General features: G+C 42.8%; 23 protein-coding genes. 6 read left to right on the top strand and 17 right to left on the bottom strand.

Annotated elements, in window-relative coordinates:
* Positions 1 to 25: 25 nt before the first annotated feature.
* The 9 genes from glmU to lipA form a co-directional block, all read right to left on the bottom strand.
* A complete protein-coding gene (gene glmU / locus A7456_RS04870) occupies positions 26 to 1,393 on the bottom strand; it encodes a bifunctional UDP-N-acetylglucosamine diphosphorylase/glucosamine-1-phosphate N-acetyltransferase GlmU (protein WP_082995475.1) in 1,368 nt (455 codons plus the stop codon).
* Between the two features lie 169 nt (positions 1,394 to 1,562).
* Entirely contained in the window at positions 1,563 to 2,141 is a 579-nt protein-coding gene (locus tag A7456_RS04865; RefSeq protein WP_067008189.1) for a phosphatidylglycerophosphatase A family protein, read from the bottom strand.
* 5 nt (positions 2,142 to 2,146) lie between these two features.
* Entirely contained in the window at positions 2,147 to 2,809 is a 663-nt protein-coding gene (locus A7456_RS04860) for a hypothetical protein (protein ID WP_066888891.1), read from the bottom strand.
* 31 nt (positions 2,810 to 2,840) lie between these two features.
* A complete protein-coding gene (gene thiL / locus A7456_RS04855) occupies positions 2,841 to 3,818 on the bottom strand; it encodes a thiamine-phosphate kinase (RefSeq protein ID WP_066888965.1) in 978 nt (325 codons plus the stop codon).
* 150 nt (positions 3,819 to 3,968) lie between these two features.
* Positions 3,969 to 4,520, bottom strand: a complete 552-nt coding sequence (nusB, locus tag A7456_RS04850; RefSeq protein ID WP_066888893.1) for a transcription antitermination factor NusB — start codon at positions 4,518 to 4,520, stop codon at positions 3,969 to 3,971.
* Between the two features lie 150 nt (positions 4,521 to 4,670).
* On the bottom strand, positions 4,671 to 5,165 hold the full coding sequence (ribH, locus tag A7456_RS04845) for a 6,7-dimethyl-8-ribityllumazine synthase (RefSeq protein ID WP_066888968.1): 495 nt from the start codon (positions 5,163 to 5,165) through the stop codon (positions 4,671 to 4,673).
* A gap of 117 nt (positions 5,166 to 5,282) precedes the next feature.
* On the bottom strand, positions 5,283 to 6,101 hold the full coding sequence (dapD, locus tag A7456_RS04840) for a 2,3,4,5-tetrahydropyridine-2,6-dicarboxylate N-succinyltransferase (protein ID WP_067008186.1): 819 nt from the start codon (positions 6,099 to 6,101) through the stop codon (positions 5,283 to 5,285).
* A 97-nt stretch (positions 6,102 to 6,198) separates the two neighbouring features.
* A complete protein-coding gene (locus tag A7456_RS04835) occupies positions 6,199 to 7,161 on the bottom strand; it encodes an alpha/beta fold hydrolase (protein ID WP_067008182.1) in 963 nt (320 codons plus the stop codon).
* A 159-nt stretch (positions 7,162 to 7,320) separates the two neighbouring features.
* A complete protein-coding gene (gene lipA, locus A7456_RS04830; protein ID WP_067008175.1) occupies positions 7,321 to 8,385 on the bottom strand; it encodes a lipoyl synthase in 1,065 nt (354 codons plus the stop codon).
* A gap of 416 nt (positions 8,386 to 8,801) precedes the next feature.
* On the opposite strand from lipA, the gene acnB reads away from it, so the two are divergent.
* Together acnB and queE are read left to right on the top strand one after the other, a co-directional pair.
* Positions 8,802 to 11,426, top strand: coding sequence for a bifunctional aconitate hydratase 2/2-methylisocitrate dehydratase (gene acnB, locus A7456_RS04825; protein ID WP_067008615.1), 2,625 nt, complete (start codon positions 8,802 to 8,804; stop codon positions 11,424 to 11,426).
* Between the two features lie 142 nt (positions 11,427 to 11,568).
* Positions 11,569 to 12,297 carry a 7-carboxy-7-deazaguanine synthase QueE gene (gene queE, locus A7456_RS04820; RefSeq protein WP_197940303.1) on the top strand — a complete coding sequence of 243 codons (729 nt, stop codon included), beginning with the start codon at positions 11,569 to 11,571 and terminating at the stop codon, positions 12,295 to 12,297.
* A 90-nt stretch (positions 12,298 to 12,387) separates the two neighbouring features.
* On the opposite strand, the gene recJ is transcribed toward queE, so the two are convergent.
* Entirely contained in the window at positions 12,388 to 14,082 is a 1,695-nt protein-coding gene (gene recJ, locus A7456_RS04815) for a single-stranded-DNA-specific exonuclease RecJ (protein ID WP_227713306.1), read from the bottom strand.
* 459 nt (positions 14,083 to 14,541) lie between these two features.
* Here recJ and A7456_RS04810 point away from each other — a divergent pair, with 459 nt between their 5' ends.
* The 4 genes from A7456_RS04810 to A7456_RS04795 all read left to right on the top strand — a co-directional run bounded on the left by A7456_RS04810 (position 14,542) and on the right by A7456_RS04795 (position 18,274).
* The gene (locus A7456_RS04810; protein ID WP_227713289.1) at positions 14,542 to 15,108 is read left to right on the top strand and encodes a hypothetical protein; all 567 of its coding nucleotides are present in this window, start codon (positions 14,542 to 14,544) and stop codon (positions 15,106 to 15,108) included.
* A 439-nt stretch (positions 15,109 to 15,547) separates the two neighbouring features.
* A complete protein-coding gene (fdxA, locus tag A7456_RS04805) occupies positions 15,548 to 15,871 on the top strand; it encodes a ferredoxin FdxA (RefSeq protein WP_066888902.1) in 324 nt (107 codons plus the stop codon).
* A gap of 123 nt (positions 15,872 to 15,994) precedes the next feature.
* Positions 15,995 to 17,335: a lipid-A-disaccharide synthase gene (gene lpxB, locus A7456_RS04800; RefSeq protein WP_067008169.1), complete on the top strand. Its 1,341-nt coding sequence runs from the start codon at positions 15,995 to 15,997 to the stop codon at positions 17,333 to 17,335.
* Between the two features lie 204 nt (positions 17,336 to 17,539).
* Entirely contained in the window at positions 17,540 to 18,274 is a 735-nt protein-coding gene (locus A7456_RS04795) for a TetR family transcriptional regulator (protein WP_066888906.1), read from the top strand.
* A 68-nt stretch (positions 18,275 to 18,342) separates the two neighbouring features.
* Here the strand turns inward: A7456_RS04795 and A7456_RS04790 are convergent, their stop codons facing one another.
* The 7 genes from A7456_RS04790 to A7456_RS04760 form a co-directional block, all read right to left on the bottom strand.
* Complete coding sequence (locus tag A7456_RS04790; protein ID WP_067008166.1) at positions 18,343 to 19,887, bottom strand: pyridoxal phosphate-dependent decarboxylase family protein; 1,545 nt, start codon at positions 19,885 to 19,887, stop codon at positions 18,343 to 18,345.
* Between the two features lie 174 nt (positions 19,888 to 20,061).
* On the bottom strand, positions 20,062 to 20,340 hold the full coding sequence (locus A7456_RS04785) for a hypothetical protein (RefSeq protein WP_067008163.1): 279 nt from the start codon (positions 20,338 to 20,340) through the stop codon (positions 20,062 to 20,064).
* Positions 20,341 to 20,378: 38 nt separating this feature from the next.
* Positions 20,379 to 20,951 (bottom strand): hypothetical protein, encoded by a 573-nt coding sequence (locus A7456_RS04780; protein WP_067008160.1) that lies wholly within the window; start codon positions 20,949 to 20,951, stop codon positions 20,379 to 20,381.
* A 15-nt stretch (positions 20,952 to 20,966) separates the two neighbouring features.
* Positions 20,967 to 21,767 carry a leucine-rich repeat domain-containing protein gene (locus tag A7456_RS04775; RefSeq protein WP_067008158.1) on the bottom strand — a complete coding sequence of 267 codons (801 nt, stop codon included), beginning with the start codon at positions 21,765 to 21,767 and terminating at the stop codon, positions 20,967 to 20,969.
* 12 nt (positions 21,768 to 21,779) lie between these two features.
* A complete protein-coding gene (locus tag A7456_RS04770) occupies positions 21,780 to 22,373 on the bottom strand; it encodes a hypothetical protein (protein ID WP_067008155.1) in 594 nt (197 codons plus the stop codon).
* Positions 22,370 to 22,936 carry an FtsK/SpoIIIE domain-containing protein gene (locus tag A7456_RS04765; RefSeq protein WP_145916062.1) on the bottom strand — a complete coding sequence of 189 codons (567 nt, stop codon included), beginning with the start codon at positions 22,934 to 22,936 and terminating at the stop codon, positions 22,370 to 22,372. The genes A7456_RS04770 and A7456_RS04765 overlap by 4 nt, the downstream gene beginning before the upstream one ends.
* Before the next feature lie 54 nt (positions 22,937 to 22,990).
* On the bottom strand, positions 22,991 to 23,542 hold the full coding sequence (locus A7456_RS04760) for a hypothetical protein (RefSeq protein ID WP_067008149.1): 552 nt from the start codon (positions 23,540 to 23,542) through the stop codon (positions 22,991 to 22,993).
* Positions 23,543 to 23,634 lie beyond the last annotated feature (92 nt).

Raw genomic sequence — 23,634 nt, 5'->3', positions numbered from 1 at the left:
GTTCGGTTGTATTTGTTTCGCTGTGTTACTTTGGCACTTTTTTGGGCTTTTCAGGTCTGACCCAATTTTCAATGACAACTTGCCTGCCACGAGCGATTACCAATTTATCATCTTCACAATCTTTGGTAATCACCGAACCTGCTCCGATGGTTGCTTTATGACCGACATGAACAGGGGCGACCAGTACCGCATTTGAACCGACACGCACCTCATCGCCTATCACTGTCCTAAATTTATTCACGCCATCATAATTGGCGGTAATCGTACCTGCTCCGATATTGGTTTTTTCTCCGATGGTGCTGTCGCCCAAATATGCCAAATGATTAGCCTTTGCTCCTGTTGCCATTTGTGTGTTTTTAAGCTCCACAAAATTACCAATATGCACATCATCCGCCGTTACTGTTTTTGGGCGTAATCTGGCAAAAGGCCCAATTTGGTTATTTTTACCAACCACTGCATCATTAAAAACACTATAAGGTTCAATCACCGTACCACTTGCAATGGTTGTATTTTTAATCACCGAGCCTGCACCGATTTGGACATCATCACCAATTTGACAATCACCCTCAAAAACCACATTAATATCAATTTGCACATCTTGCCCCACCGTCAGCGTGCCACGCAAATCAAAACGACTTGGGTCAATGATATGCACACCTTGTTTCATCAGCATTTGGGCTTGATGATACTGCCAGGCACGTTCTAATTTGGCAAGTTGCATACGGTCATTGACCCCTTCAATCTCAAATTCAAAAGCTGGTGACACTGTATCAATATCAATCCCATCATCAACTGCCATTTTAACAATATCAGTGAGATAATACTCACCTTGGGCATTGTTATTATTAAGGTTATTTAAATATTTATGTAAGATTTTATTGCAAATACAATAGACACCACTATTAATCTCCTTAATTTCTTTTTGAGCATCGGTTGCGTCTTTTTCTTCTACGATGGCAATCACCCGATTATTTTTGCGAATAATTCGCCCCAGTCCAAATGGGTTTTCCAAATCCATGGTAAGCATGGCAAATGAGCTCTGGCTCTTTACCAATTTTTGCAAAGTATCCACACCAATTAACGGTACATCGCCTGATAAAATCAGACTTTTACCATCTATTGGCAACACAGGCAAGGTCATGGCAACAGCATGACCTGTGCCCAGTTGTTCAGCCTGCTCCACCCATTCAATATCCTCATGAGCAAATGCACTCTTGACCTGCTGACCGAGAAAGCCATAAACCACAATGTTCTTTTGGCTGTTCACTTGTTTGGCAGCCGCCAAGACGTGTGCCAATAAAGGTTTACCTGCCAACAGTTGCAATACTTTGGGTCTGGCAGACTTCATGCGAGTGCCTTTACCACCTGCCAAAATGACGATGTTTAACACGATATCTCCTGATATTAACAAATTAAAATGATAAATTGTTGTGCCAATAAATTGACATACAGAGTTGACAAAGGCAATAAATAGGGCATTTTATGGGGTGATTACCAAAAACTCTTTTACAAATTTACAAATCATCATATCAATGCCAATGATGATTGATGTCATTCATCCCCTATTTTAAAAATAGCATAACCACCACAAATACCATCACCGCCATCACCCCTGCCAACACATCATCAATCAATATCCCAAATCCGCCAGAGACATTTTTATCCACCCATTTAATCGGAGGGGGCTTCATGATATCAAAAAAGCGAAATAAAACAAAAGGGACAATGAATAATAACGCAGTGCTTGGGTGGTAATACTCTAAGCCAGTTTCAGCTGTATCTTGTGTTTGAGCAAGCAACCACACACTTGGCAAAAGCGAAATCCACATGCCCACCCATTCATCAAAGACAATGTGCGGGTCATCGTGTACGCCCATCAGCTTTGAGGTTTTGCCACACACATAACTGCCAACCAAACAGCCAACCACCACAACCGCCAAAAATCCCCAAAATCCCAACAAAAGCATGGGTAAAGCAATCATAAGCCCGCCCACTGTCCCCCAAGTGCCGGGGGCTTTTTTAGGCAAACCTGTGCCAAGCCCAAGCCCAAGCCAATAAATCGCCCTCTCCCAAGCCGTGGCGGTATCAGGACAAGGCGGGCAAGGGTTTGCTTGACGAATGTCAGGTTTGTGGTTTTGCATTTAAGTTACTCTTTGGTGCTGTGCAAATTTTTTTGTTCTCGCTGATTAAAAAATCCAATCTTATCAATCGGCTTATTCATTGCTTTTTTAAAGGCATTGTTGTTTAATAATTCTTGCAAAGTTGTGATATTAAGCGTGCGATTTTTGACATTAGAAATTTCCACCTTATGATAATTAACATCAATATGACGAGCAAAAGAAAACGGCGAAAAATTATGTACCGCCAAATGATAGTCTTGTCCGTCTATCATATAAATATAAAAATTTGGTTTGCCGTCTGGGGCATATTGTGGGTCATAATATTCATCAATGGTTCGCCCCAAGCCTTTTTCTAACTCTTGTACGAAATCTTTCATGGATTTTATTGTTGCAGGTGCAGGCGGTTTATTACCGTTAAAGAAACTTTGCTGTAATGGCGTGGCAATCTCCACATAAATGGGGTGTTTTGATTGATTAGCAAAAGGATAATATCCCATTTTTTGACGATATTCATCAATCAATTTACCCCAATAAACCAAATGATTTAAACGAATAATATCAGCATTGGTCTGAAAGTCAACATAAGCACTTTTTTGAGCATCTGTCATCGCCTTTTGGGCATTTTGAGCGATAGCGTTTATATTAAATAGGTTAAGAGATAATAAGATTGCCAAAATAAATTTATTCATGATTAACGCCTTTTTAATTAACAAGCATTTATCAAAAATGCTCCCACCCTTTTACCAATAAATCCACTTCTTTTTTATTGTGTAAAAACACTAGCCCTTTGTCCGCTACAATTTGCCCAATGGGATAAATTGGCATATCAGGATTTTGGGTTTTGAATAAATCAAGTTTAGCAGAAGGCATGGTCAAGCACAACTGATAATCATCGCCCCCATTGATTTGATGTTGCCATTTTTGGGCATGGGGCAAGGCATCAAGTAAGGCATGGCTGGGTATGGCATCAAGCTCAATCACCGCACCGACATTTGAAGCGGTTAAGATATGCCCCAAATCCTGCCCCAGACCGTCGGAGATGTCTATCATGCTGTTTGCAAAGCCGATGAGCCGTTTGCCAAGTGCCACTTGTGGGGCGGGGTATTGCATGGCTTGGCGTAATTTTTCAGGCAAGCTCTCTGGTGGTCGGTTGGCGTGCCCGTCTCCATTTAAATCGTCCAAAATCCCATGCAAAGCAAGGCTTGCCAGCCCCACCGTACCACTGACACACACCACATCGCCCACGCATGCCCCTTGGCGTGTGATTGCCTGCCCATGTGGCACAAATCCAAGTGCCGTTACTGAAATCGTTAATATGGGTGAGCTTGTGGTGTCGCCCCCAATCAGCTCTACCCCAAACGGTGTGCAAGCCGCCGCCAAACCCTCTGCAAATGCCTGACAAAAGTCGTCATTTGCCATGGACTTTGGTAAGGATAAGCCCACCAAAATGGCATAGGGCATCGCTCCCATGCTGGCAAGGTCAGACAGATTGACCGCCACCGATTTATAGGCAATGGCGTGGGGGCTGGTCTCATGAACAAAATGCCGTCCTGCCACGAGCGTATCCACACAGCTGACCAGCTGGTTATTTGGCGGAATGTTGCTGATGGCACAATCATCACCAATGCCCAACACGGTATGTTGGTGGGGGGCGGTTAGATGCTTAAAATGGGTGTGGATTAGGGAAAATTCGCTCATGGTAATTTGATGGCTTAAAAAGGGCAGAATCATCCGCCCTTTTAATAAATCTCCTACAAAACTGATGGGCAATAATCAGATTGTCTGTATTGCATAGAGCTTTTGTAAAAAATCTGAACTCAATAAATTGGAGTTTTGCAGGAAATCCAATCACTCATTTTTGGCTTTTTTCTCAGCTTTATTAGCCCGATATTCTGCCTCTCGCATGTCTTTGGCATATCTGTCCAAAATGGCATTGATGAACTTATGGGCATCGGTCGCTCCAAAGTGAGTGTTTAATTGCATGGCCTCATCAAGCACGACTTTATAGGGAATGTGCAAACTGTGTTTTAGCTCATACGCCCCAATCAGCAAAATCGCTTTTTCAATGGTATCTAATTTGTCAAAACTGCGATCAAGATAACGAGCAATCTCTACAATCAGCTCACCTGCTTGTGTGGGAATTTCACGCATCAGTTCATGATAATAACCCAAATGCACGGTATGCATGGCATTATCGGCACGAGTGCGGGCAGCGATGGTATGTGGCTCATTACCCCCTAGCAAATCACGTCTTTGTTTGGCAAAGCGGTAATCGGTCATCAGCCATTCATAAAGACCCTGCACAGCAAAACGGCGAGCCTTGCGTACAGCGGTATGGCTGGTTTTATAGCCAGTTTCGTTGATGTCAAATTGGTTATTTTGGGGGTTGGGGATGGTCATATTCGGCCTTAAAATAATACTACATTAAAATCATCTTTTAATGGGAATGGGGAAATCAAAAATCCAAACAGTAAAATAAGACATCAATAATAAAATAAGACATCAATAATGATGCTATTTTTATGATGAAATCTGGATAAATACTTTGGGTTAAAGAGCCTTTAAGACACTGACCATTTCAATGGCAGTCATGGCAGCCTCATAACCTTTATTGCCTGCTTTTGTGCCAGCTCGTTCAATGGTTTGTTCAATGTTTTCGGTGGTCAAAATGCCATTAATGACAGGAATGTCATGATGCAAAGCCACATGGCTTAAACCTTTGGCGGACTCGCTTGCCACGATATCAAAATGCGGTGTCGCCCCACGGATAATTGCCCCAAGCACAACAATGGCGTCATAATTGCCCGTGACCGCCATACGTTTGGTGGTCAAGGGCAACTCAAATGCCCCCGGTACACGCACAACCGTGATGTTCTCACCCAGCACGCCATGACGCAACAGAGCATCCAAAGCCCCTTCTACCAAACTTTCAACCAAAAAGCCATTGAATCGCCCTACCGCAATCCCAATACGCAGATTGGCATTTTCATGTAAAGCACCATCAATATGGGTTACGGCATTTTTTTGTTCAGTAAATGTGGTCATAAGGCTCTCATGATAAAAAAGTTGCTTGCCTATTATATCAAATTTGTCTTTGCTAACAAAGTCTTTTTCTACCGCCATCGTTCATTTTATCAATATTTATGATGGTAATACCCTAATTCACTCGGTGCGTAATAAATCATTTAGGCTGGTTTTGGCTCGTGTTTGAGCATCCACCTTTTTGACGATGATGGCGGCATATAGGCTATATTTTCCACAGGGGCTTGGCAAATTGCCTGGCACCACAACCGAACCTGCTGGCACACGACCGTAGTGGATTTCACCTGTTTCACGGTCGTAGATTTTGGTGGATTGACCGATATACACACCCATTGAGATGACCGAGCCCTCCTCAACAATGACACCCTCAACAATCTCAGAGCGAGCACCGATAAAACAGTTATCTTCGATGATGGTAGGGTTGGCTTGTAAGGGTTCAAGCACACCGCCAATACCCACACCGCCTGATAGGTGGACATTTTTGCCAATTTGGGCACATGAACCAACGGTTGCCCAAGTGTCCACCATCGTGCCTTCGTCCACAAACGCTCCGATATTGACATAGCTTGGCATCAAAATCACATTTTTGCCAATAAATGAGCCTTTACGAGCCACCGCAGGGGGAACGACACGCACGCCTGCATTTTTGTAGTCTTCTTCTGTCCAGCCATTGAATTTGGTGTCTATTTTGTCATAAAAACCCAATTCACCTGTATTCATGGGTTTGTTGTCATTGATTTTAAAGGACAATAATACCGCTTTTTTGACCCATTGGTGAACAACCCACTCGCCATCAATTTTTTGGGCAACACGCAAAGAGCCATTATCTAGACTTGCCAGCACTTCTTCAACCGCAGAACGCACGTCTGATGGGCAGTCGCTTGCCCCAAAATTGGCACGGTTGTCAAAGGCGGTTTCAATGATATTTTGTAAAGACATAACAATTTCCTAAATGAATGAAAATAACATGGGTAAAATAAATGAAAAAATGATTGTCATCGTGTGCTATTGTAACATGGTTTTACCAAAAGTTTCATCACTCTTGGCGAGATGGTTGTCTGTCAAAGTCGTCTGTCAAAGTCAGCCAATAAAGGATGTCCTGATACACTCTACCCTTATCCATCTCATGTAGCGGTTCATGTCTCATGTTAGGGTATAGACATGCTTGCACGTTTTGCCCTGCATGGATTAATTCATCGTGCAACTCATCAATCTCCTGCCCCATACGTCCGACAGGGTCGTCTTTGCCACTTACGAGCAACATGCGAAAATCTTTGGGTGTGTGGGCATACCATGTGGGCGATGTGGCTTTTTTGATGACAGCTTGCAAAGCAACAAAACCATTATTGGTAAATGCAAAACCACACAAAGGGTCATTTTCAAAATTTTTGACATTTTGAGTGTTCTCAGTCAGCCATGCAAAGGGCGAGGCACAGATGGGTGAACGGATTTGAGAAAGTAGATGATGATTGAGCAAGGCGGCAAAGCGAACATTGGGGCGTTTTGGGTTAAGATGATTCATCACCCCAAGTGTCATTAGAGCAACACGGTTAATCAGTCCAAAGCTGTTGCCTGTTCCCATCAAAATAACCCCATCAAAGGCAATGGCGTGATGGGTCAGTACCGTTCGCACAATGAATGACCCCATAGAATGCCCCATGATATAATGGGAAACTGGGCGGGAGGTGAGCGTGCGTGCCTTGTCTTTTAATTTATCCGCCATGATGATGACATCTTTGCACAGGGCTTGGACGGGGTGTTTTTCGTCAAAAAAACCAAGCTCATATTTGTCCTTGACCGTCTGCCCATGCCCAAGCTGGTCATAAGTTGCCACAAGTACGCCATTATCCGCCAAAAACCTTGCAAAATCAGCATAACGACCGCCATGCTCACTCATGCCATGCACGATAAGTAAAGTGGCTTTTATTTCACCTTGCGGCACAAAAAACGCATGATGTAGGCGGTGGATTTGGTTGGATGATAGGATAATTTGGGTCATGGTGATGTTGGTTAATACTAAATTGGTGATTGATGAGTTTTTGGCTTTTGACTTATTTTGACTTATAACATGATTTGTTTGACAAAAATTGTAAAAAAGCTACCATCTCATCTTTAAAGCATGGGTAAAAATTGGCATTAAACCCCAATTTTATGTTAATCAAAAACACCCAACTTTTTCGCCACGCTCTGCCTTTGCCAATTTTTCTTCGGCAAGGACTTTTGAGCTACGCACAGGTGGCGGGCAATCTTCACCATAATACTGACGGTCGGCAAAGTAGCTTGAACGCACCATCGGATTTGCCCAAATGTTAAAAAAGCCCAGCTTTTTGCCATATTCGGTATAACGGGCGAACTCATCAGGATGTACATATCTGTCCACAGGGGCGTGGTTTTTACTGGGGGCAAGGTATTGCCCAATGGTGATGATGTCCACATCATGGGCTTTTAGGTCGTCAAGCAAGGCATAAACCTCATCTTCGGTCTCACCAAGCCCAACCATAAATCCACATTTGGTGGCGACATCAGGTCGGCGTGCTTTGTATTGTTTTAATAAGCTCAAAGAATGCCCATAGTCTGAACCGGGGCGAAATGCCTTATAAAGGCGTGGCACGGTCTCAATATTATGATTAAAAACATCAGGGGCGGTTTGGGTTAATAAATCCAGTGCAACCTGTTCACGCCCCCGAAAGTCAGGCACCAAAATCTCAATCAAGCAATTTGGACTAAGGGCTTTTGATTCGTTAATGACATCCACAAAATGCCCAGCACCGCCGTCTTTTAGGTCGTCCCTGTCCACGCTTGTGATGACGGCATATTTTAAACCAAGCCCCAAAATGGTCTCAGCCGTGTGGCGTGGCTCGTCCACATCAAGGGGGTTTGGGCGTCCGTGTGCCACTTCACAAAAAGGGCAACGGCGTGTACAAATATCACCCATAATCATAAAAGTGGCGGTACCGTCCCCAAAACACTGGGGCAGATTAGGGCAGGCAGCTTCTTCGCAAACGGTGTAGAGCTTTTGTTTGCGAAGCGTGCCTTTGATGCGTTCCACCTCGGCAGGACTGGATAATTTAACACGAATCCAGTCGGGCTTTTTGGGGGTCTCAACAGTGGGAATGACCTTGATGGGAATGCGAGCAACTTTGTCATAGCCACGCAATTTTTCGCCTTGTACGGCTTTTTTGGGGGTAGGTTTTGGGCTTGGGGTATAGGTTTGGACGGTCATGGCTTGCCTATTTTTATCAATATGAAAATAAATTGGGCTATTTTACCTTATTTTAAGACAAAAAGCGATGATAAAATTAAGACACATGATCAAGGTTTTCATCATAAACCCTTATCATTGATGGGGTTTTTGTGTGTTAAGTCTTTATTCTTAAAGTCAAGATGTGCGTATTAAAAATTTATCAGTATCAGAACAAACATCTCCTAGCCATTGACAAATGTGAGGTATTTTTTAAATAAATAGTGGTTATGGCGGAGAATTTTTTGAATTTGGGTAGATTTTAGGGTATGATAAGGGGGAAAAATTTGGGTATAATGCCTGTTAAATCAATGTCTAGGCACTTGATAATTATTGCAACAGTGAAAATCATTATCAAGCACTTATGACCTACCATATGGAGAATTGTTATGTCGCAAATGCTAACCGAATACAGAGCCCACGTCGCTGAGCGTGAAGCCTTAGGCGTACCCCCACAACCACTAACCGATGTCCAAACCGCCGATTTGGTTGAACTCTTAAAAAACCCTCCACAAGGTGAAGAAGAGTACTTGATAGACTTACTTGAAAACCGTGTGCCAGCAGGGGTTGACCAAGCCGCTTATGTCAAAGCCGCCTTTTTAAACGCCATTGTCAAAGGCGATGCCACTTCTCCGCTTGTGAGCAAAGAGCGTGCGGTATATCTATTAGGTACTATGTTAGGTGGCTATAATGTTGCACCTTTGGTTGAACTGCTTGATGATGATGAATTGGGTGGGATGGCTGCCAAAGCACTCAAAAAAACCCTTTTGGTCTTTGATGCTTTTCATGATGTAGAAGAAAAAGCCAAAGCGGGCAATGCCAATGCCAAAGCCGTACTAGAATCTTGGGCAGAAGGCGAGTGGTTTACAAATCGCCCCAAAGTGCCAGAAGAGATGACCATCACCGTATTTAAAGTCACTGGCGAGACCAACACAGATGACCTATCACCTGCCCAAGATGCGTGGAGTCGCCCTGACATTCCGCTACATGCCAACGCCATGCTAAAAAATAAGCGTGAAGGCATTCATCCAGAAAAAAATGGCGAGGTTGGTCCTTTGACCCAAATCCAAGAGCTGCTTGACAGAGGTCATCCTGTTGCCTATGTGGGTGATGTTGTTGGTACAGGTTCTAGCCGTAAATCAGCAACCAACTCTGTATTGTGGTTCTTTGGTGAAGAGATTCCCCACATTCCAAACAAAAAAGATGGCGGTGTGTGTTTGGGCGGTAAAATTGCCCCCATTTTCTTTAATACCATGGAAGACGCTGGGGCGTTGCCTGTTGAGATTGATGTAACCGAGATGAACATGGGTGATGAGATTACCCTAAAAATTGACCACGAAAATGCAACTGTTGCCGCCTTTAAAGATGGCACACAAATTGCCAAATCTAAGCTAAAAACCCCTGTACTGCTAGATGAGGTGCGTGCTGGTGGTCGCATTAACCTTATCATCGGTCGCAACTTAACAAGCAAGGCTCGTGAGTCCTTGGGTCTTGAACCATCCACTCTATTTCGTACCCCAGAGCAACCTGCCGATACTGGCAAAGGCTTTACCTTAGCCCAAAAAATGGTGGGTCGTGCCTGTGGTTTGCCAGAGGGGCAAGGCATTCGCCCAGATACCTACTGTGAACCGAAAATGACAACCGTAGGCTCACAAGACACCACAGGTCCGATGACCCGTGATGAACTCAAAGATTTGGCATGTCTGGGCTTCTCATCTGACCTTGTCATGCAGTCGTTTTGTCATACCGCCGCTTATCCAAAGCCGATTGATGTGGTAACGCATCACACCCTACCTGATTTTATCATGAACCGTGGCGGTGTCAGCTTACGCCCCGGGGACGGTGTGATTCACTCATGGCTAAACCGCATGTTGTTGCCTGACACCGTTGGTACCGGTGGCGACAGTCATACTCGCTTTCCTATTGGCATCTCATTTCCAGCAGGTTCAGGTCTTGTAGCGTTCGCTGCTGCCACTGGTGTGATGCCACTTGACATGCCAGAGTCTGTACTTGTCAAATTCAAAGGCAAAATGCAGCCTGGTATTACTTTGCGTGATTTGGTTCATGCCATTCCTTACTATGCCATCCAAGCGGGTGATTTGACGGTTGAGAAAAAGGGCAAGAAAAATATCTTCTCTGGTCGCATCTTAGAGATTGATTTGACCGAGATGGAAAACGACTTGACTGTTGAACAAGCGTTTGAGTTATCCGACGCTTCTGCTGAACGCTCTGCCGCAGGCTGTGCCATCACGGTATCAGAAGAAAAAGTGGCAGAATACTTACGCTCTAACATCGTCATGCTAAAATGGATGATTGCCGAAGGTTATGGCGATGCTCGTACACTGGCTCGCCGTGCTGAAAATATGCAAAAATGGCTTGACAACCCAAGCCTGCTAAAAGCAGATGCTGATGCTGAATACGCCAAAGTATATGAGATTGACCTTGCTGACATCAAAGAGCCAATCCTATGCTGTCCAAATGACCCTGATGATGCCAAACTGCTCTCAGAGGTTGCAGGCGATAAGATTGATGAGGTATTCATCGGTTCGTGCATGACCAATATTGGGCATTTTCGTGCCGCAGGTAAGCTGTTGCAAGAAGTACCAGCAGGCAGCTTAACCACTCGCTTGTGGATTGCACCACCCACCAAAATGGATGAACGCCAACTGATGGATGAGGGTTATTACAACACTTATGCCCAAGCAGGAGCAAGAACCGAAATGCCCGGCTGTTCACTGTGCATGGGCAACCAAGCACGCATCGCACCCAACTGTACCGCTGTTTCAACATCCACCCGTAACTTCCCGAACCGCTTAGGTCAAGGAGCAAATGTCTATCTGGCATCTGCTGAACTTGCCTCTGTGGCATCTGTACTGGGCAAACTGCCAACTGTTGAAGAGTATATGGGGTATGCAGGCAAACTAGAATCCATGGAGGCAGAAGTTTATAACTACCTAAACTTTGACCAAATGAGTGAATATACCGAAAAATCAGACAAAATCAGCGTAGCTCAACTTGCCTGACCTGATAATGAACCAAAACACCACCATAAAAAGTAGCCCCANNTGGGGCTACTTTTTATGGTGAATTCATGACAAAAAGCAGCACATTGCCAAAACCCCAAAAAATTTGTTAAAATACACGATTTTATAAATCAAACATATCATGTCAAATCCCATTTCCCCACCCCTCTTACGAAATATCTCCATCCCTACCACTGACCCATCAGCAGGCTTGCGTTTGACGGAGATTTTTTATTCCCTACAAGGCGAAGCTCTGACGATGGGCATGCCAACCATTTTTATTCGTCTGACAGGTTGCCCTTTGCGTTGTGTGTATTGCGATACCACATATTCGTTCACAGGGGGGGAGCGTTGGGGTCTTGATGCAATTTTGGCGTACATCAAAAAATACCCTTGCAAACGCATTTGTCTGACAGGAGGTGAGCCACTTGCTCAGCCTAATGCCATCACCTTGATGAGACTATTAGTTGATGACGGTTATGAGGTTTCGCTAGAAACAGCAGGAGCGTTATCGGTCAAGAACGTGCCTGTGGCGGTGTCAAAGGTCATGGATTTAAAAAGCCCATCATCGGGTGAGAATGCCAAAAATTTATGGCAAAATTTGGATTATTTAACCTGCCACGACCAAATCAAAATCGTCATCGCCGACCGTGCTGACTATGAATGGGCAAAAAACGTATTACACCAGTACCAACTTGACAAAAAGTGTGGTGTGGTGTGGTTTTCACCCATGTTTAACATTGATGAACGTAAATCAGACGTGCCAAACTTAGCCGTAGAGCTCGCTGAGTGGATTTTGGCAGACGGTCTGCCTGTGCGTTTTCAGCTGCAATTACACAAAATCATTTGGGCAGATGCCAAGGGCAAATAAATTTGATGCTGGTCAGATTGTATTTGTCATGATATCGATGAATATATAGAATATGCCAAATACCCACTTTATTATTTATTTTAATCATTTTTAATCAATTGCACACACCGCCAAATCCTTGATGATAAGCTGCAAATTCTGATTTCCCTGCCATTCATTAACATCTAAGGCAAATAAAATATGTACCCTACTGGCACGATAATCCCATTGTTCCATATCATAATGAAACCAAATGGCATCTATCGGATACTGTACGCCATCAGCTTGTAGGGTTAGTTTTAAATGCTTATCTTTTAAAATGCGAAAATTAATCACCTCAAAGACCCCATCAAAGGTAGGAGGTAAAAAACCATTGCCCCATACACTGATATTTTTTAAGGCATGGACGAACGCCAAACTAAAATCAGGAGGGATGAGCGTGCCATCGGTATATTTTAATTCGCTAAATAACTCATCATCAAAGTCATCCACCACTTTTAAAAATTCTACCCCAAACCGTTCAAAATCCCGCTTGTGAATGGTCAAGCCTGCTGCCATGGCATGACCACCAAAGTGTAAAATCAGCCCAGGGTTTGCCATTGCCACCGTCTCAATAACATCACGAATATGCACGCCTGCAATGGACCGCCCTGAGCCTTTGATTAGGTCATCATCGCCCACTTTTTCACCATCAGCAGGTGCAAAGACGATGGTTGGGCGATACAACTGTTCTTTGATACGTCCTGCCACGATACCGATCACCCCTTGATGCCAGCCATCTTGATACAGACAGATGGCTTTGGAGGCACATGTAGACTTATCCTCTGACTCATCATAGAAGTGCAGTTCATCGATGATGCTACTGGCTTCATCACGCATTTGTGTTTCTATGGTACGCCGTGAGTGATTTAGGCGGTTTAACTCTGCTGCCAGACGGTGTGCTTCATCAAAATCATCCGTCAGCAGGCAATGAACCCCTGTTTGCATGTTATCCATACGTCCAGCAGCATTAATGCGTGGAGCGATGGCAAATCCAAAATCATCCGCCGTCATCTGATGCACCTCTCGCCCTGCCTGTTCTAAAAGTGCCAAGATACCCACACAGCACTGCCCTTTGCGAATGGCATTTAGTCCATGTATCACCAAAATGCGATTATTTTGGTCAAGATGACCAACATCTGCCATCGTTCCCAATGCCACAAGGTCAAGGTATTTGGTAATTTGCGTGGTTGATTTGCCCATATCACGACGGATTTTGGCGACACGCCCCATGACATAAAACGCCACACCCACACCCACCAATGACTTACTGCCAAATTCACAACCAAGCTGATTGGGGTTGATGACCGCACTTGCCTTAGGTGAACTCGTTGTTGTCAAATGATGGTCGGTAATGACAACATCAATACCCAATTCTTTGGCTTTGGCAACCCCATCATGGCTAGATATGCCATTATCTACCGTAATGATAAGTTTTGGGTCAAATTCATCTGCACCATGTGCCACGATTTCAGGGGTTAGCCCATAACCGAATTTAAAGCGGTCAGGCACCAAAAACTCTACATTTGCCCCCATCTCACGCAAACATCGCACCATAAGTGCCGTTGATGTTGCCCCATCGCAGTCAAAATCACCGACAACAAGAATGCGTCTGCCATCGTCAATGGCACAGCTGATAATCTCTGCCCCAACATCCATCCCCAGCAAATCACTCGCTGGTAATAGCTTTGCCGCAGACATGTCCATCTCATCAACACTGTCAACCTGCCGTGCCACAAGTACTCGCCCAAGCGTCGTACCAAACATCTCTGTCAGCTCATCAGGAACGTCACCACGATGGCGTGGAACAAGCGTCAAATGCTTGGGGGTGAACCTGCCCACTTTATCAAAATTATACTCAAAATTGTGTACGCTGGTATTGGTCAGATGCGACAGATTGGCATTGGCAAATTTTTGGGTGCTTATCATTTGGGTGGATTTGGACAGGGGCAATGGGTGGTCATTTAAAAAGTCATTATCTTGGCGGTTTTGCCTACTCATGAATTACTCTCTATATATCTTCTTTTGCATTTTGCAGTTATTTTAGCACAGTTTTTTAACACAGTTTTGCCAAAACTTGCCCAAAGTCAAAAACTTGTCCCAAATCATGAATATAAATTTACATACTGATACATTTTGTTAGCAACTTTATTACAATGCAATCATACAGGCTGTGGTATGATTTGTTTTATTATCAGTCTTTTTTATTACATTTTGGAGCTTATCATGAATTTTAGCGAACTTAGTACAGACACATTGGTTGTCAAGGATGTCAGTGGACTTGACCTAGACAAGATAGAACGTGAATGCAAAGAACTTGCCAAATCTCGTGCCAAAGTCTCAGCAGGCGTTGCCATTGTTCCCATTCCTTTTTTAGATGTGGCGGTTGATGTTGGCATGCTAAGAAAACTTTTACCCCAAATCACCGAACGTTTTGGTCTAGAAGACAAAGACACCGCTTTGGCTCGTGAAAAAAATATCAAAGAAAAAGTGCTTCGTGTGGGCGGATTGGTTGCTACTCGTGGTATTGTTAATAAAACTGTACAAGGCTTTGGCGGTCGTATGATTGGCAAACAAGTCGCCAAATATGTCCCCCTAGGCGGTCAAATCGTCGCAGGTACGGTAGGTTATATGATTTTTACCAGAATTGCCTTTGACCACATTGAACGTTGCCACAAAATTGCCAAAGAAGCACAGCAACAGCAAAATCAACAACAAACCCAACAACAGAGCCAGTCTAAACAAGAAGACATTCAGCAAGACAAACAAGACAGAACAGACACAACGATTTGATTAAAGCATTGGTTTAAAACATTGATTTAAAACATAAAGCAAGGTCTCTCCTTGCTTTTTTGACAAAACCGCCATCAAAATCCATCAAAAAATGACAAGCATTAACGCCATTCTCATTACTGTTTATCTACTTTACCATTTGCTTTACTTACCACCCATTTTAGCCATTGTAATAATAATCACTTTTACTATTTACAACTTTTTGGCATTTTTTAATAAAGATTTTGTATTTTGGTCTCATAAATCACCTGCTTTGGTTTGAGAAAATTTGCCAAAAAGTATAAAATATACACCAATTTTGTCGTCGTGTTATTTTGATGGGACATTTTGGTAATCTTATTTTTATGACCATTTATCAGCTCATCATGGGGACAACTGCCCAAAAAGTCTCGTCAAGCCAAACCATTTTATCACAACCAAACACAACTAAGGTATCGCCATGACATTTGTAGTAACTGATAACTGCATTCTTTGCAAATACACCGACTGCGTTGAGGTCTGCCCTGTGGATTGCTTTTATGAGGGGCCAAATTTCTTGGTCATCAATCCTGATGAGTGTATTGACTGTGCTTTGTGTGAACCTGAATGCCCTGCCAACGCCATTTTTTCAGAAGATGAAGTACCAGCAGGTCAAGAAGCGTTCATCCAAATCAACGAAGAACTCGCCAACGAATGGGCAAACATCACCGAGAAAAAAGACGCCCTACCTGAACATGAAAAATGGGACGGTGTGGCAGGTAAAATACAATATTTACAACGTTAATTTGTTAGGATGGTCGCCCTTTTGACGTGATTTGTATGTTAAAATTTTACACTTTACATTTTAAAAAACGTGATAACACAGATTTACCACATCAACCAAAATCAACCATAAAACCCAAACACCATGACTCAAACCATCTCTTCTTTTGACTTATCCGCCTTGCCCACTGATAAGCCCTTAACCATTGGTATCGTCGCAGGGGAGGTATCGGGCGATGCCTTGGGGGCTGATTTTATGACAAAGATGAATGCCATCTGCCCTAATGTTCGCTGGATTGGTGTGGGCGGTGAGATGATGAGCAAGGCAGGGCTTGACTCTCTTATTGACATGAACCGCCTATCGGTCATGGGCATCGGTGAGGTGGTTAAGCATTTGCCTGATTTACTGCTTGCCAAAAAAGAGATTTTGGATGAGTTTTTGTCCATTGGCATTGATATCTTTATAGGCATTGATGCTCCTGATTTTAATTTACGCCTTGCTAAGAGTTTAAAACAAAAATCCATCATCAAGCCCGTTTTTTGTGTGCAATACGTTAATCCCAGTGTGTGGGCATGGCGTGAGAGTCGGATTTTTGGCATCAAGTCGGCAACTGATTTGGTGCTGTGCCTGTTTCCCTTTGAGACAGCAATATATGACAAACATCAACACCCTGCGGTGTGCGTAGGTCATCCCTTGCTTGACAAGATACGCCCTGATGAGCGGTCGCATGCTAAGATTTATGATGAGTTTTTAAGGGATTATACTCCCCTATTTCCTGAACTCGCTCACCTGCAAAAGAGCAACACTCGCCCCATCTGTATCATGGCAGGCTCTCGCACCAGTGAGATTAACGCCATTTTACCCATGCTGATAGGGGCGATGGATAAGCTAAACCAAGCAGGAGACCACAGTTTTATCCTGCCTGTGATAAGCCACGAACACGCCCATTTAGTCAAATCGCTCATCAAAGAGCAAGCGGTACATCTGCTGGATAAATGCCACATCATATTCACCCAAACCGCAAGCAACATCGCCAGCAATATTCATCACGCCAAAGATGACCAAGCGATGAAACTGCCAACCACACTTTCACTGTCCCAAAACGTGATGAACGCTTGCAAACTTACCATCTTAGCATCAGGCACGGCAACCCTAGAAGCTCTGCTACTGCACCGCCCCATGGTCGTGGTATATAAAGTCAATGTCCTAACCTACGCCATCGCCAAACGACTCATCAAAACCCCCCATGTCGCCCTGCCCAACATCCTATCCCACAACCAAACAGGGCAGGCGGTTGTACCAGAGCTTATCCAAGATGACGCCAATGCCAATAACATCGCTCGTCATGCTTTGGCGGTGCTGGCAAATCCTAACGAACAAATCGCCAAACTTGCCCACACAACTGCCAAACTGCATGCTGACAGTCATCATGATGGGGTCATCAGCGTCCTGACGCACTTTTTTAATCAAAAAAATGTGTTATAATAAATGTATTATAATATACACTGACGTTAAAAATTACTGATTTGGCTTATTGACATTCATTTACGCCAAAAACCTTGCAATTTTTAAAATTTTTCTACATAATACATAATGAACAACAATTCACCAAAATCTACGCCATTTGGGATTTTGGTCATTTTTATTTGCATGTTATCCATCTTTATCCATCATTTATCAAGGTGCCTTATGAGTACAACCGATCAAACCAAAGAAGCCAAAATTCTAACTCGTGAAGAGAAAAAACGCCAAACCCGTCAAGCCTTCTACAATGCCGTGCTTGACCTATGTATGATGGGTCAAGGGTTTAGCTCCATCAGCCTACGTCAGGTTACCCGTGAGGTGGGCGTGGTACCGACCGCTTTTTATCGTCATTTTGATGACATGGAAGAGCTTGGCAAGTCACTGGTAGAAAATGAACTCGGTGATGCTTTGGCCACACTGCGTGAACACATGCAATTTGGCAAAAAACGCACCTTTGAACGCCAAATCGCCAAAAGCGTTCAGCTGTTTTTTAAGGCCGTTGATACTCAGCCACGTTATTGGCAGTTCATCGCTTCTGAACGTTTTGGGGGTTCGGAGGCGGTTCGCCGTGCCATCAGTGAACAAATAAAAACCTTTGCCAAGCTCATGAGCGAAGATTTGGCATTACAACCATCATTTGAACATGTCAGTGCCAGCGACCGTTATTTACTTGCCGAGATTGGGGTAAACCTAAGTTTTTCATGGATTATTGATTGGCTGGATTTGACTTATGCCCCAGAGCTTGAAGACGATGAAGAGGCCAAGCCTGTTGATAGCGATTTAGAACAAGCCAAAGAAGCCATGCTGTTGCATTGCACTCGCCAAATGCAAATGATTCTCTACGGTGCTTATAACTGGAAATCAACCGAAGAGACAGTGTTGGATGAAGATGTAAAATAAGCCAAAACCAAACAAAAAAACCGATTAATTCACTTAATCGGTTTTTTGTCGTTTAATTCAATCAAAAATCAATCAATCGGCGGTGTATAAGTACCATTTTTAATATCATCTTTGATACGCTCGGCTTCTGCCAGCACTTGCGATAGCAGGGCTTGCACATTTTCAAGTGTAGCGATGGGGCTAAGTGTCGTCATCTTTAACGACTGCACATCTTGACGGCTGTCAATGACACGAGTTACGCCAATGTTCGCTTCCCCTCGGGCAAATAACTCATCTGCCACATTTTGGTTTAGGCTGTCCAAATACTCATCAGGATAACCCTTTGGCACGACACGAAACAGCACAGATGCAAACTGCGGTTCAACGAGCAATTCTAGCCCATCAGCATGACGAATATAATCCGCCACTTGTTTTGTTAAGTTTACCCCATGGTCAATCATAGAGCCGTATAACTCCTCGCCTAACGCCTCTACCGTCAGCCACAGCTTTAAGGCATCAAATCGGCGAGTGGTCTGCAAGGATTTTGAGACCAGATTTGGCACGCCATGCTCTTCATCATAAGCAGAATTGAGATACTCCGCCTCATAGTGCATAAAGCGGTAATTTGTCTCATCTTTTAGCAAAAATGCCCCACAAGAGATGCTTTGAAAATAGTGCTTATGAAAATCCAGTGTCACCGAATCGGTCAATTCAATGCCGTCCAGCATAGAACGATAATCATTAGACAGTAATAACGCCCCGCCCCATGCAGCATCCACGTGTAGCCACGCCCCAAAGTCATCGCACAGCTTGGCAATGCCTTTTAAATCATCAATCGCTCCTGCATCGGTTGTCCCTGCCGTTGCCACAACACACGCCACGATGTTACCCTTGGCGTGCAAGTCTGCCATGATATCGGCTAAGGCTTGGGTATCCATTTGGGCGTTGTCATTGACAGGGACGCTTACAACCGAAGCAAAACCCATGCCCATCATCGCCATGTTTTTTTGTACGCTAAAATGGGCATTTTGGGAGCACAGTACTTTGACATTTTGCATGGCATCAGGGGGGATACCATCACGCTGTACCGACCACGGTTTGCCGTCTTTATCGGTATAATGTTTGGCAATACACCAATCACGAGCCAAAAGCACGCCCATCAGGTTAGACTGCGTACCGCCTGATGTGAACACGCCTGCCTGCCCTGCCCCATAGCCCACTTTTTGGCGTAACCAGTCAATGAGCAAAACCTCCATGAGCGAGCCTGCTGGCGACTGGTCCCATGAGTCCATTGATTGGTTGGTGGCGTTAATGAGTATCTCGGCGATTTGTGATATTACCATGGTTGGGCAATGCAAATGGGCAAGCGAATGCGGATGATGTACTTTTAGGCTGTTGTTTAAAAACAGATTTATCGCACGCTCTAACGCCCCATCAATGCCTAAGCCGTCTTTGGTTGGGTTAAAAGCAATCTGTGAACGCAATTGGCTGATACTGCCACCCGTATACATTTTATCATCTTGTAGCCATGATTTTACCGCTTGGACGGCTTGATTCATTGCACTTTCGTAGTCGGCGATGGACTTATCGTCATTGCAAAATAGGGCTTGTTTGTGTTTGGATAGGGTTGTCATCGAGAAGATCTCTCTAAAAATAAGAATTATCTTTCTATTATAGCACAAACATCTCACAAGGTAAGCACACAATAGCAAAACCGCCCATCTCTAACCATACATCACTCAACTTTGAATCTAACTGATGCACATTTAAGATTTTTAGCACAAATAGCACACTCTCACAAAACCACCTTAATTTAACTCATCTAATTTTTTACTGATAAACTTAACCCTATCGTCCAAATACTTGATATGGCGATTGTTGATAAAAGTTTGTGTTTCAGTCGCCCCATTATCAAATTGCTCTTTCAAAGGCAATAACCATTGATTATATTCAGAAAAACCAGTATGTTGCAATGCTAAAATAATATTTTCAAGATTGCTTTGTGAAATGCTGATTGCATCAGAAAGATTTTTTAAATGGTCTTTACTGGTGATACACCAGCCTAACTGATCTGCCAAATTTGCCATAAAACACTCCTAATCTATTTATTCGAATAAAACTCAACTTACACTTCTTTATTTGCATCTGCACGCAGTTCCAATATAGAATTTTCAATATCACCAATCTTTGCATTGATTTGAGTTAAAAAATTTTGCAAGCCGTCAATACGCATTTTTAAGCCATTATAGGCTTTGAGCTTATCGGCATAATCCTCCAAAAATCCAGAGCTTTTCATCGCTTCAATCTGATTTGAATAGTCGCTCAAAGTATCACCTAATTGCCTGATATTGAGCTTGATATTATCCCTAGCGGTCCGTAACCCGACCAAAATGCGGTCATAGCGTTCTAAATTACTCATCGTTACTCCTTGTGGAATTAAGGGGGAGGTGGATTTTTGGGTGTTGGTAATGGTTTTTGCAAGTTGCTGATTGTCATAACCTCGATAAAAACTATCTTTTAAGGTTTGGTTGGAATAGTTGGCTTGCCAAAATTGGTTAATAAAATTTTTATGAAATACATAAGAAAAACCCCAAGAATTTCTTGGTTTACCTTGCTTTGCCCAGTTTTCTCCAAGCGGATAGCCAATATCACTATAATCGCCTGTATATATTCGCCAAAGTTTATCTTTGAATGACATTATACACTCCAAAGATTATGAGAAAAAGCGTTTGATACGGTTGATGATTTTAGCATTTTCTTCTTCTTCCCTCTTTGATTCAAATGCCTTTATCTTATTAATAATGTCATTGGTATATACAGTCTCACCATCAAGATTATATCTAACAACCAATGGATTATCATGTATCTTTAATTCTCTTAAATTAGTTAGGTTGCCAATGCTGTCAGGTAGGTGGGTGAGTTGGTTACTGTAAACATAAAGCTTTGTTAATTGACTAAGCTTACCAATCCAATCAGGTAGGTGGGTAAGTTGGTTATCGCTAACATAAAGCTCTGTTAATTGACTAAGCTTACCAATGCTGTCAGGTAAGTGAGTGAGTTTGTTAAGGCTAACATCAAGCCTTGTTAATTGACTAAGCTTACCAATGCTATCAGGTAAGTGGGTGAGTTTGTTAAGGCTAACATCAAGCCTTGTTAATTGACTAAGCTTACCAATGCTATCAGGTAAGTGGGTAAGTTGGTTATTGTAAACATAAAGCTTTGTTAATTGACTAAGCTTACCAATGCTGTCAGGTAAGTGGGTAAGTCCCAAACTATTCAAATACAAAGTATCTAAATTGCATAACTCTTCTGTATCTCTTGGCAACCTATCCTGTGGTATATTGTTTTTATCCGCCCAAGCAATGATTTTTAATAATTCACTTCGTAATTTTTCCTGTTCACGAGCTTCCTGTTCACGAGCTTCCTGTTCACGAGCTAACTCACCTATCAAGCGATTTATCACACCATCAATTGCCTGACGATAATCGTCATAACTGTCAAATTTTTGTCTCATCATCATTCTCCATTAACACCAATTTGGGACATCATCATCGTCATCAGCATTCAGTTTCGCTAGTTTTTGCTGTGCTTTGGCAATCGCATTATCCAGCTGTGCAAAATGCTTGTCATTGGGATTTTCTACTTTGATAGACTCTATCGGTTGGTCGGCATCTGTTTTTTGTGGCATTTGGGCAGTCTGGATATTTGCCTCCCCACTTTGAATAACCTGTGCTTGCACCTGCAAATGAAGTGGGCGACTTAGGCGAATTTGCTCCAATGTGGTGTTAATCTCTACTGGCTTATCTACCAATGCAGTAATGGTGCTGTCGCCTGTTTGCATTAGGATTTGATATTGCTGTAATCCCAAAATGGTTTTGGTGTTGTATGAAGCAAAAATATCAAAACCCAATGCCATATCGCTATTAACACGATATGTCATTCTAAGACCGATTTGGTCTTTGACTGAGCCACGAAAATTAACATCTTTTAAAGTCTGTGTAGACAAAAATAAGGAAAAACCAAATGCACGCCATTCTCTAACGATTTCTTCCAAGACATCATTTACCTTTTCTTGATGGGTAAAATTGCCTTTAAATAGACGATGAAATTCATCAATCATAATGACAACATAATGTAATGGATTCTGGGGATTTTTTTGTTATAAGCATAAATATCATTAATATTTTGGGACAAAAACAGTTTCCGTCTTTTTTCTACATCATCTCGCAAACTTTCTAACAAAGACAAGCCGACAGTTTGGGCATTGGCTTCTAAAAAGATTTTTTCTACATTGGGGTGATTTTTAAATTGGTTAAATTCTACCCCTTTAAAATCCAATAGATACAGACGAATTTGCCCTGCGTGGTAATACTTGCCAATTTGCATAATGATGTTGTTCATCAAAGTGGATTTGCCAGAGTCTGGTATACCAAGCAACATCGCACCATAATTCATACTGGCTCGCCCTAGCGATAAATAAGCGTCCGAGCCGTTTGGCTGTGTGCCAATTTTGATGTGCAAAAAATCCTGAACATCATTATCTTGCTTGGTAAATTGTGCAGATAGGGCTTGAATGATTTTAGTTTGGTTAATGTCAGCAGGACTAAAACGAAAATCAAACTGTACCATTTGTTGTATAGGCAAAGCATCTTCACTAACTGATAAACGACTAAAATTATCCAAAATTTGCACTTTTGGCAAAATATCCAATAAAGTTTTTAGGCTGTTTTCGTGTGATTATATAGCTTTATCACAATTGTGTAGAGCAATAACATAGATACCAGCACTGTATGCCGAACTGATAAAATCGCTTAGGCGTTTAGCAGATAGACTGTTATTGGGAAAATAGTCGGTATTGATGATTAAAATGTGGTAGGGTTCTGGGCATAAACTGCGGGCATTATAGTGGTCAAGATGACTGTCGTTACCATCAAATAAAGTGTGATAGCGTGTTTGTATGGTGGCTTCCAATTCATTAAAGGCTTGGGTGGAAGCGTGTTCGTTTAAATAAAAATGGCAAATGTTGTGCTGTTTTAATTGTGCCAAATGCAAAAAGTTGGGGCGATTGGCAAAGTCAATGATATGCACCCTCACCAACTGGGCGGGCATCTCTTCTATCAAACATAAAACAGTGTTTTCTATTTGATGGTTGGCAAAAACCTCTTCACCTGTTTGATAATGTAGGCAAAATCCACCCTGTATGGCAGGCAGATAAGCAGGCGGATTACCGTAAGTTGGTGAATGAAATTCACCAAGATAGATACATTCGGGGAATTTTGGACTGGTCATAAAATTTTCCTTAATTTTAATTTTTTCTCAATTTTAACCAAAATTTAAACAATAGTAAAGACAAAAGGCGTACATCTCTGAACGCCTTTTGT

The sequence above is a fragment of the Moraxella nonliquefaciens genome (assembly GCF_001679005.1).
In the GTDB taxonomy this organism is placed as follows: Bacteria; Pseudomonadota; Gammaproteobacteria; order Pseudomonadales; family Moraxellaceae; genus Moraxella; species Moraxella nonliquefaciens.
The sequence above is the reverse complement of the archived record's forward strand: the minus strand, read 5'-3'. Positions and strand labels throughout refer to the sequence as shown.

What these genes read in the sequence shown, in the direction of transcription:
- A7456_RS04810 (WP_227713289.1), top strand. Translation starts at nt 14,542, where the DNA reads ATGAATTTTAGCGAACTTAGTACAGACACATTGGTTGTCAAGGATGTC.
- thiL (WP_066888965.1), bottom strand. Translation starts at nt 3,818, where the DNA reads ATGAGCGAATTTTCCCTAATCCACACCCATTTTAAGCATCTAACCGCC.
- lpxB (WP_067008169.1), top strand. Translation starts at nt 15,995, where the DNA reads ATGACTCAAACCATCTCTTCTTTTGACTTATCCGCCTTGCCCACTGAT.
- acnB (WP_067008615.1), top strand. Translation starts at nt 8,802, where the DNA reads ATGCTAACCGAATACAGAGCCCACGTCGCTGAGCGTGAAGCCTTAGGC.
- A7456_RS04835 (WP_067008182.1), bottom strand. Translation starts at nt 7,161, where the DNA reads ATGACCCAAATTATCCTATCATCCAACCAAATCCACCGCCTACATCAT.
- A7456_RS04760 (WP_067008149.1), bottom strand. Translation starts at nt 23,542, where the DNA reads ATGACCAGTCCAAAATTCCCCGAATGTATCTATCTTGGTGAATTTCAT.
- A7456_RS04780 (WP_067008160.1), bottom strand. Translation starts at nt 20,951, where the DNA reads ATGTCATTCAAAGATAAACTTTGGCGAATATATACAGGCGATTATAGT.
- recJ (WP_227713306.1), bottom strand. Translation starts at nt 14,082, where the DNA reads ATGTTTGGTACGACGCTTGGGCGAGTACTTGTGGCACGGCAGGTTGAC.
- lipA (WP_067008175.1), bottom strand. Translation starts at nt 8,385, where the DNA reads ATGACCGTCCAAACCTATACCCCAAGCCCAAAACCTACCCCCAAAAAA.
- A7456_RS04785 (WP_067008163.1), bottom strand. Translation starts at nt 20,340, where the DNA reads ATGGCAAATTTGGCAGATCAGTTAGGCTGGTGTATCACCAGTAAAGAC.
- fdxA (WP_066888902.1), top strand. Translation starts at nt 15,548, where the DNA reads ATGACATTTGTAGTAACTGATAACTGCATTCTTTGCAAATACACCGAC.
- A7456_RS04860 (WP_066888891.1), bottom strand. Translation starts at nt 2,809, where the DNA reads ATGAATAAATTTATTTTGGCAATCTTATTATCTCTTAACCTATTTAAT.
- dapD (WP_067008186.1), bottom strand. Translation starts at nt 6,101, where the DNA reads ATGTCTTTACAAAATATCATTGAAACCGCCTTTGACAACCGTGCCAAT.
- A7456_RS04770 (WP_067008155.1), bottom strand. Translation starts at nt 22,373, where the DNA reads ATGATTGATGAATTTCATCGTCTATTTAAAGGCAATTTTACCCATCAA.
- nusB (WP_066888893.1), bottom strand. Translation starts at nt 4,520, where the DNA reads ATGACCATCCCCAACCCCCAAAATAACCAATTTGACATCAACGAAACT.
- A7456_RS04775 (WP_067008158.1), bottom strand. Translation starts at nt 21,767, where the DNA reads ATGAGACAAAAATTTGACAGTTATGACGATTATCGTCAGGCAATTGAT.
- A7456_RS04865 (WP_067008189.1), bottom strand. Translation starts at nt 2,141, where the DNA reads ATGCAAAACCACAAACCTGACATTCGTCAAGCAAACCCTTGCCCGCCT.
- ribH (WP_066888968.1), bottom strand. Translation starts at nt 5,165, where the DNA reads ATGACCACATTTACTGAACAAAAAAATGCCGTAACCCATATTGATGGT.
- A7456_RS04790 (WP_067008166.1), bottom strand. Translation starts at nt 19,887, where the DNA reads ATGACAACCCTATCCAAACACAAACAAGCCCTATTTTGCAATGACGAT.
- queE (WP_197940303.1), top strand. Translation starts at nt 11,569, where the DNA reads ATGTCAAATCCCATTTCCCCACCCCTCTTACGAAATATCTCCATCCCT.
- A7456_RS04795 (WP_066888906.1), top strand. Translation starts at nt 17,540, where the DNA reads ATGAGTACAACCGATCAAACCAAAGAAGCCAAAATTCTAACTCGTGAA.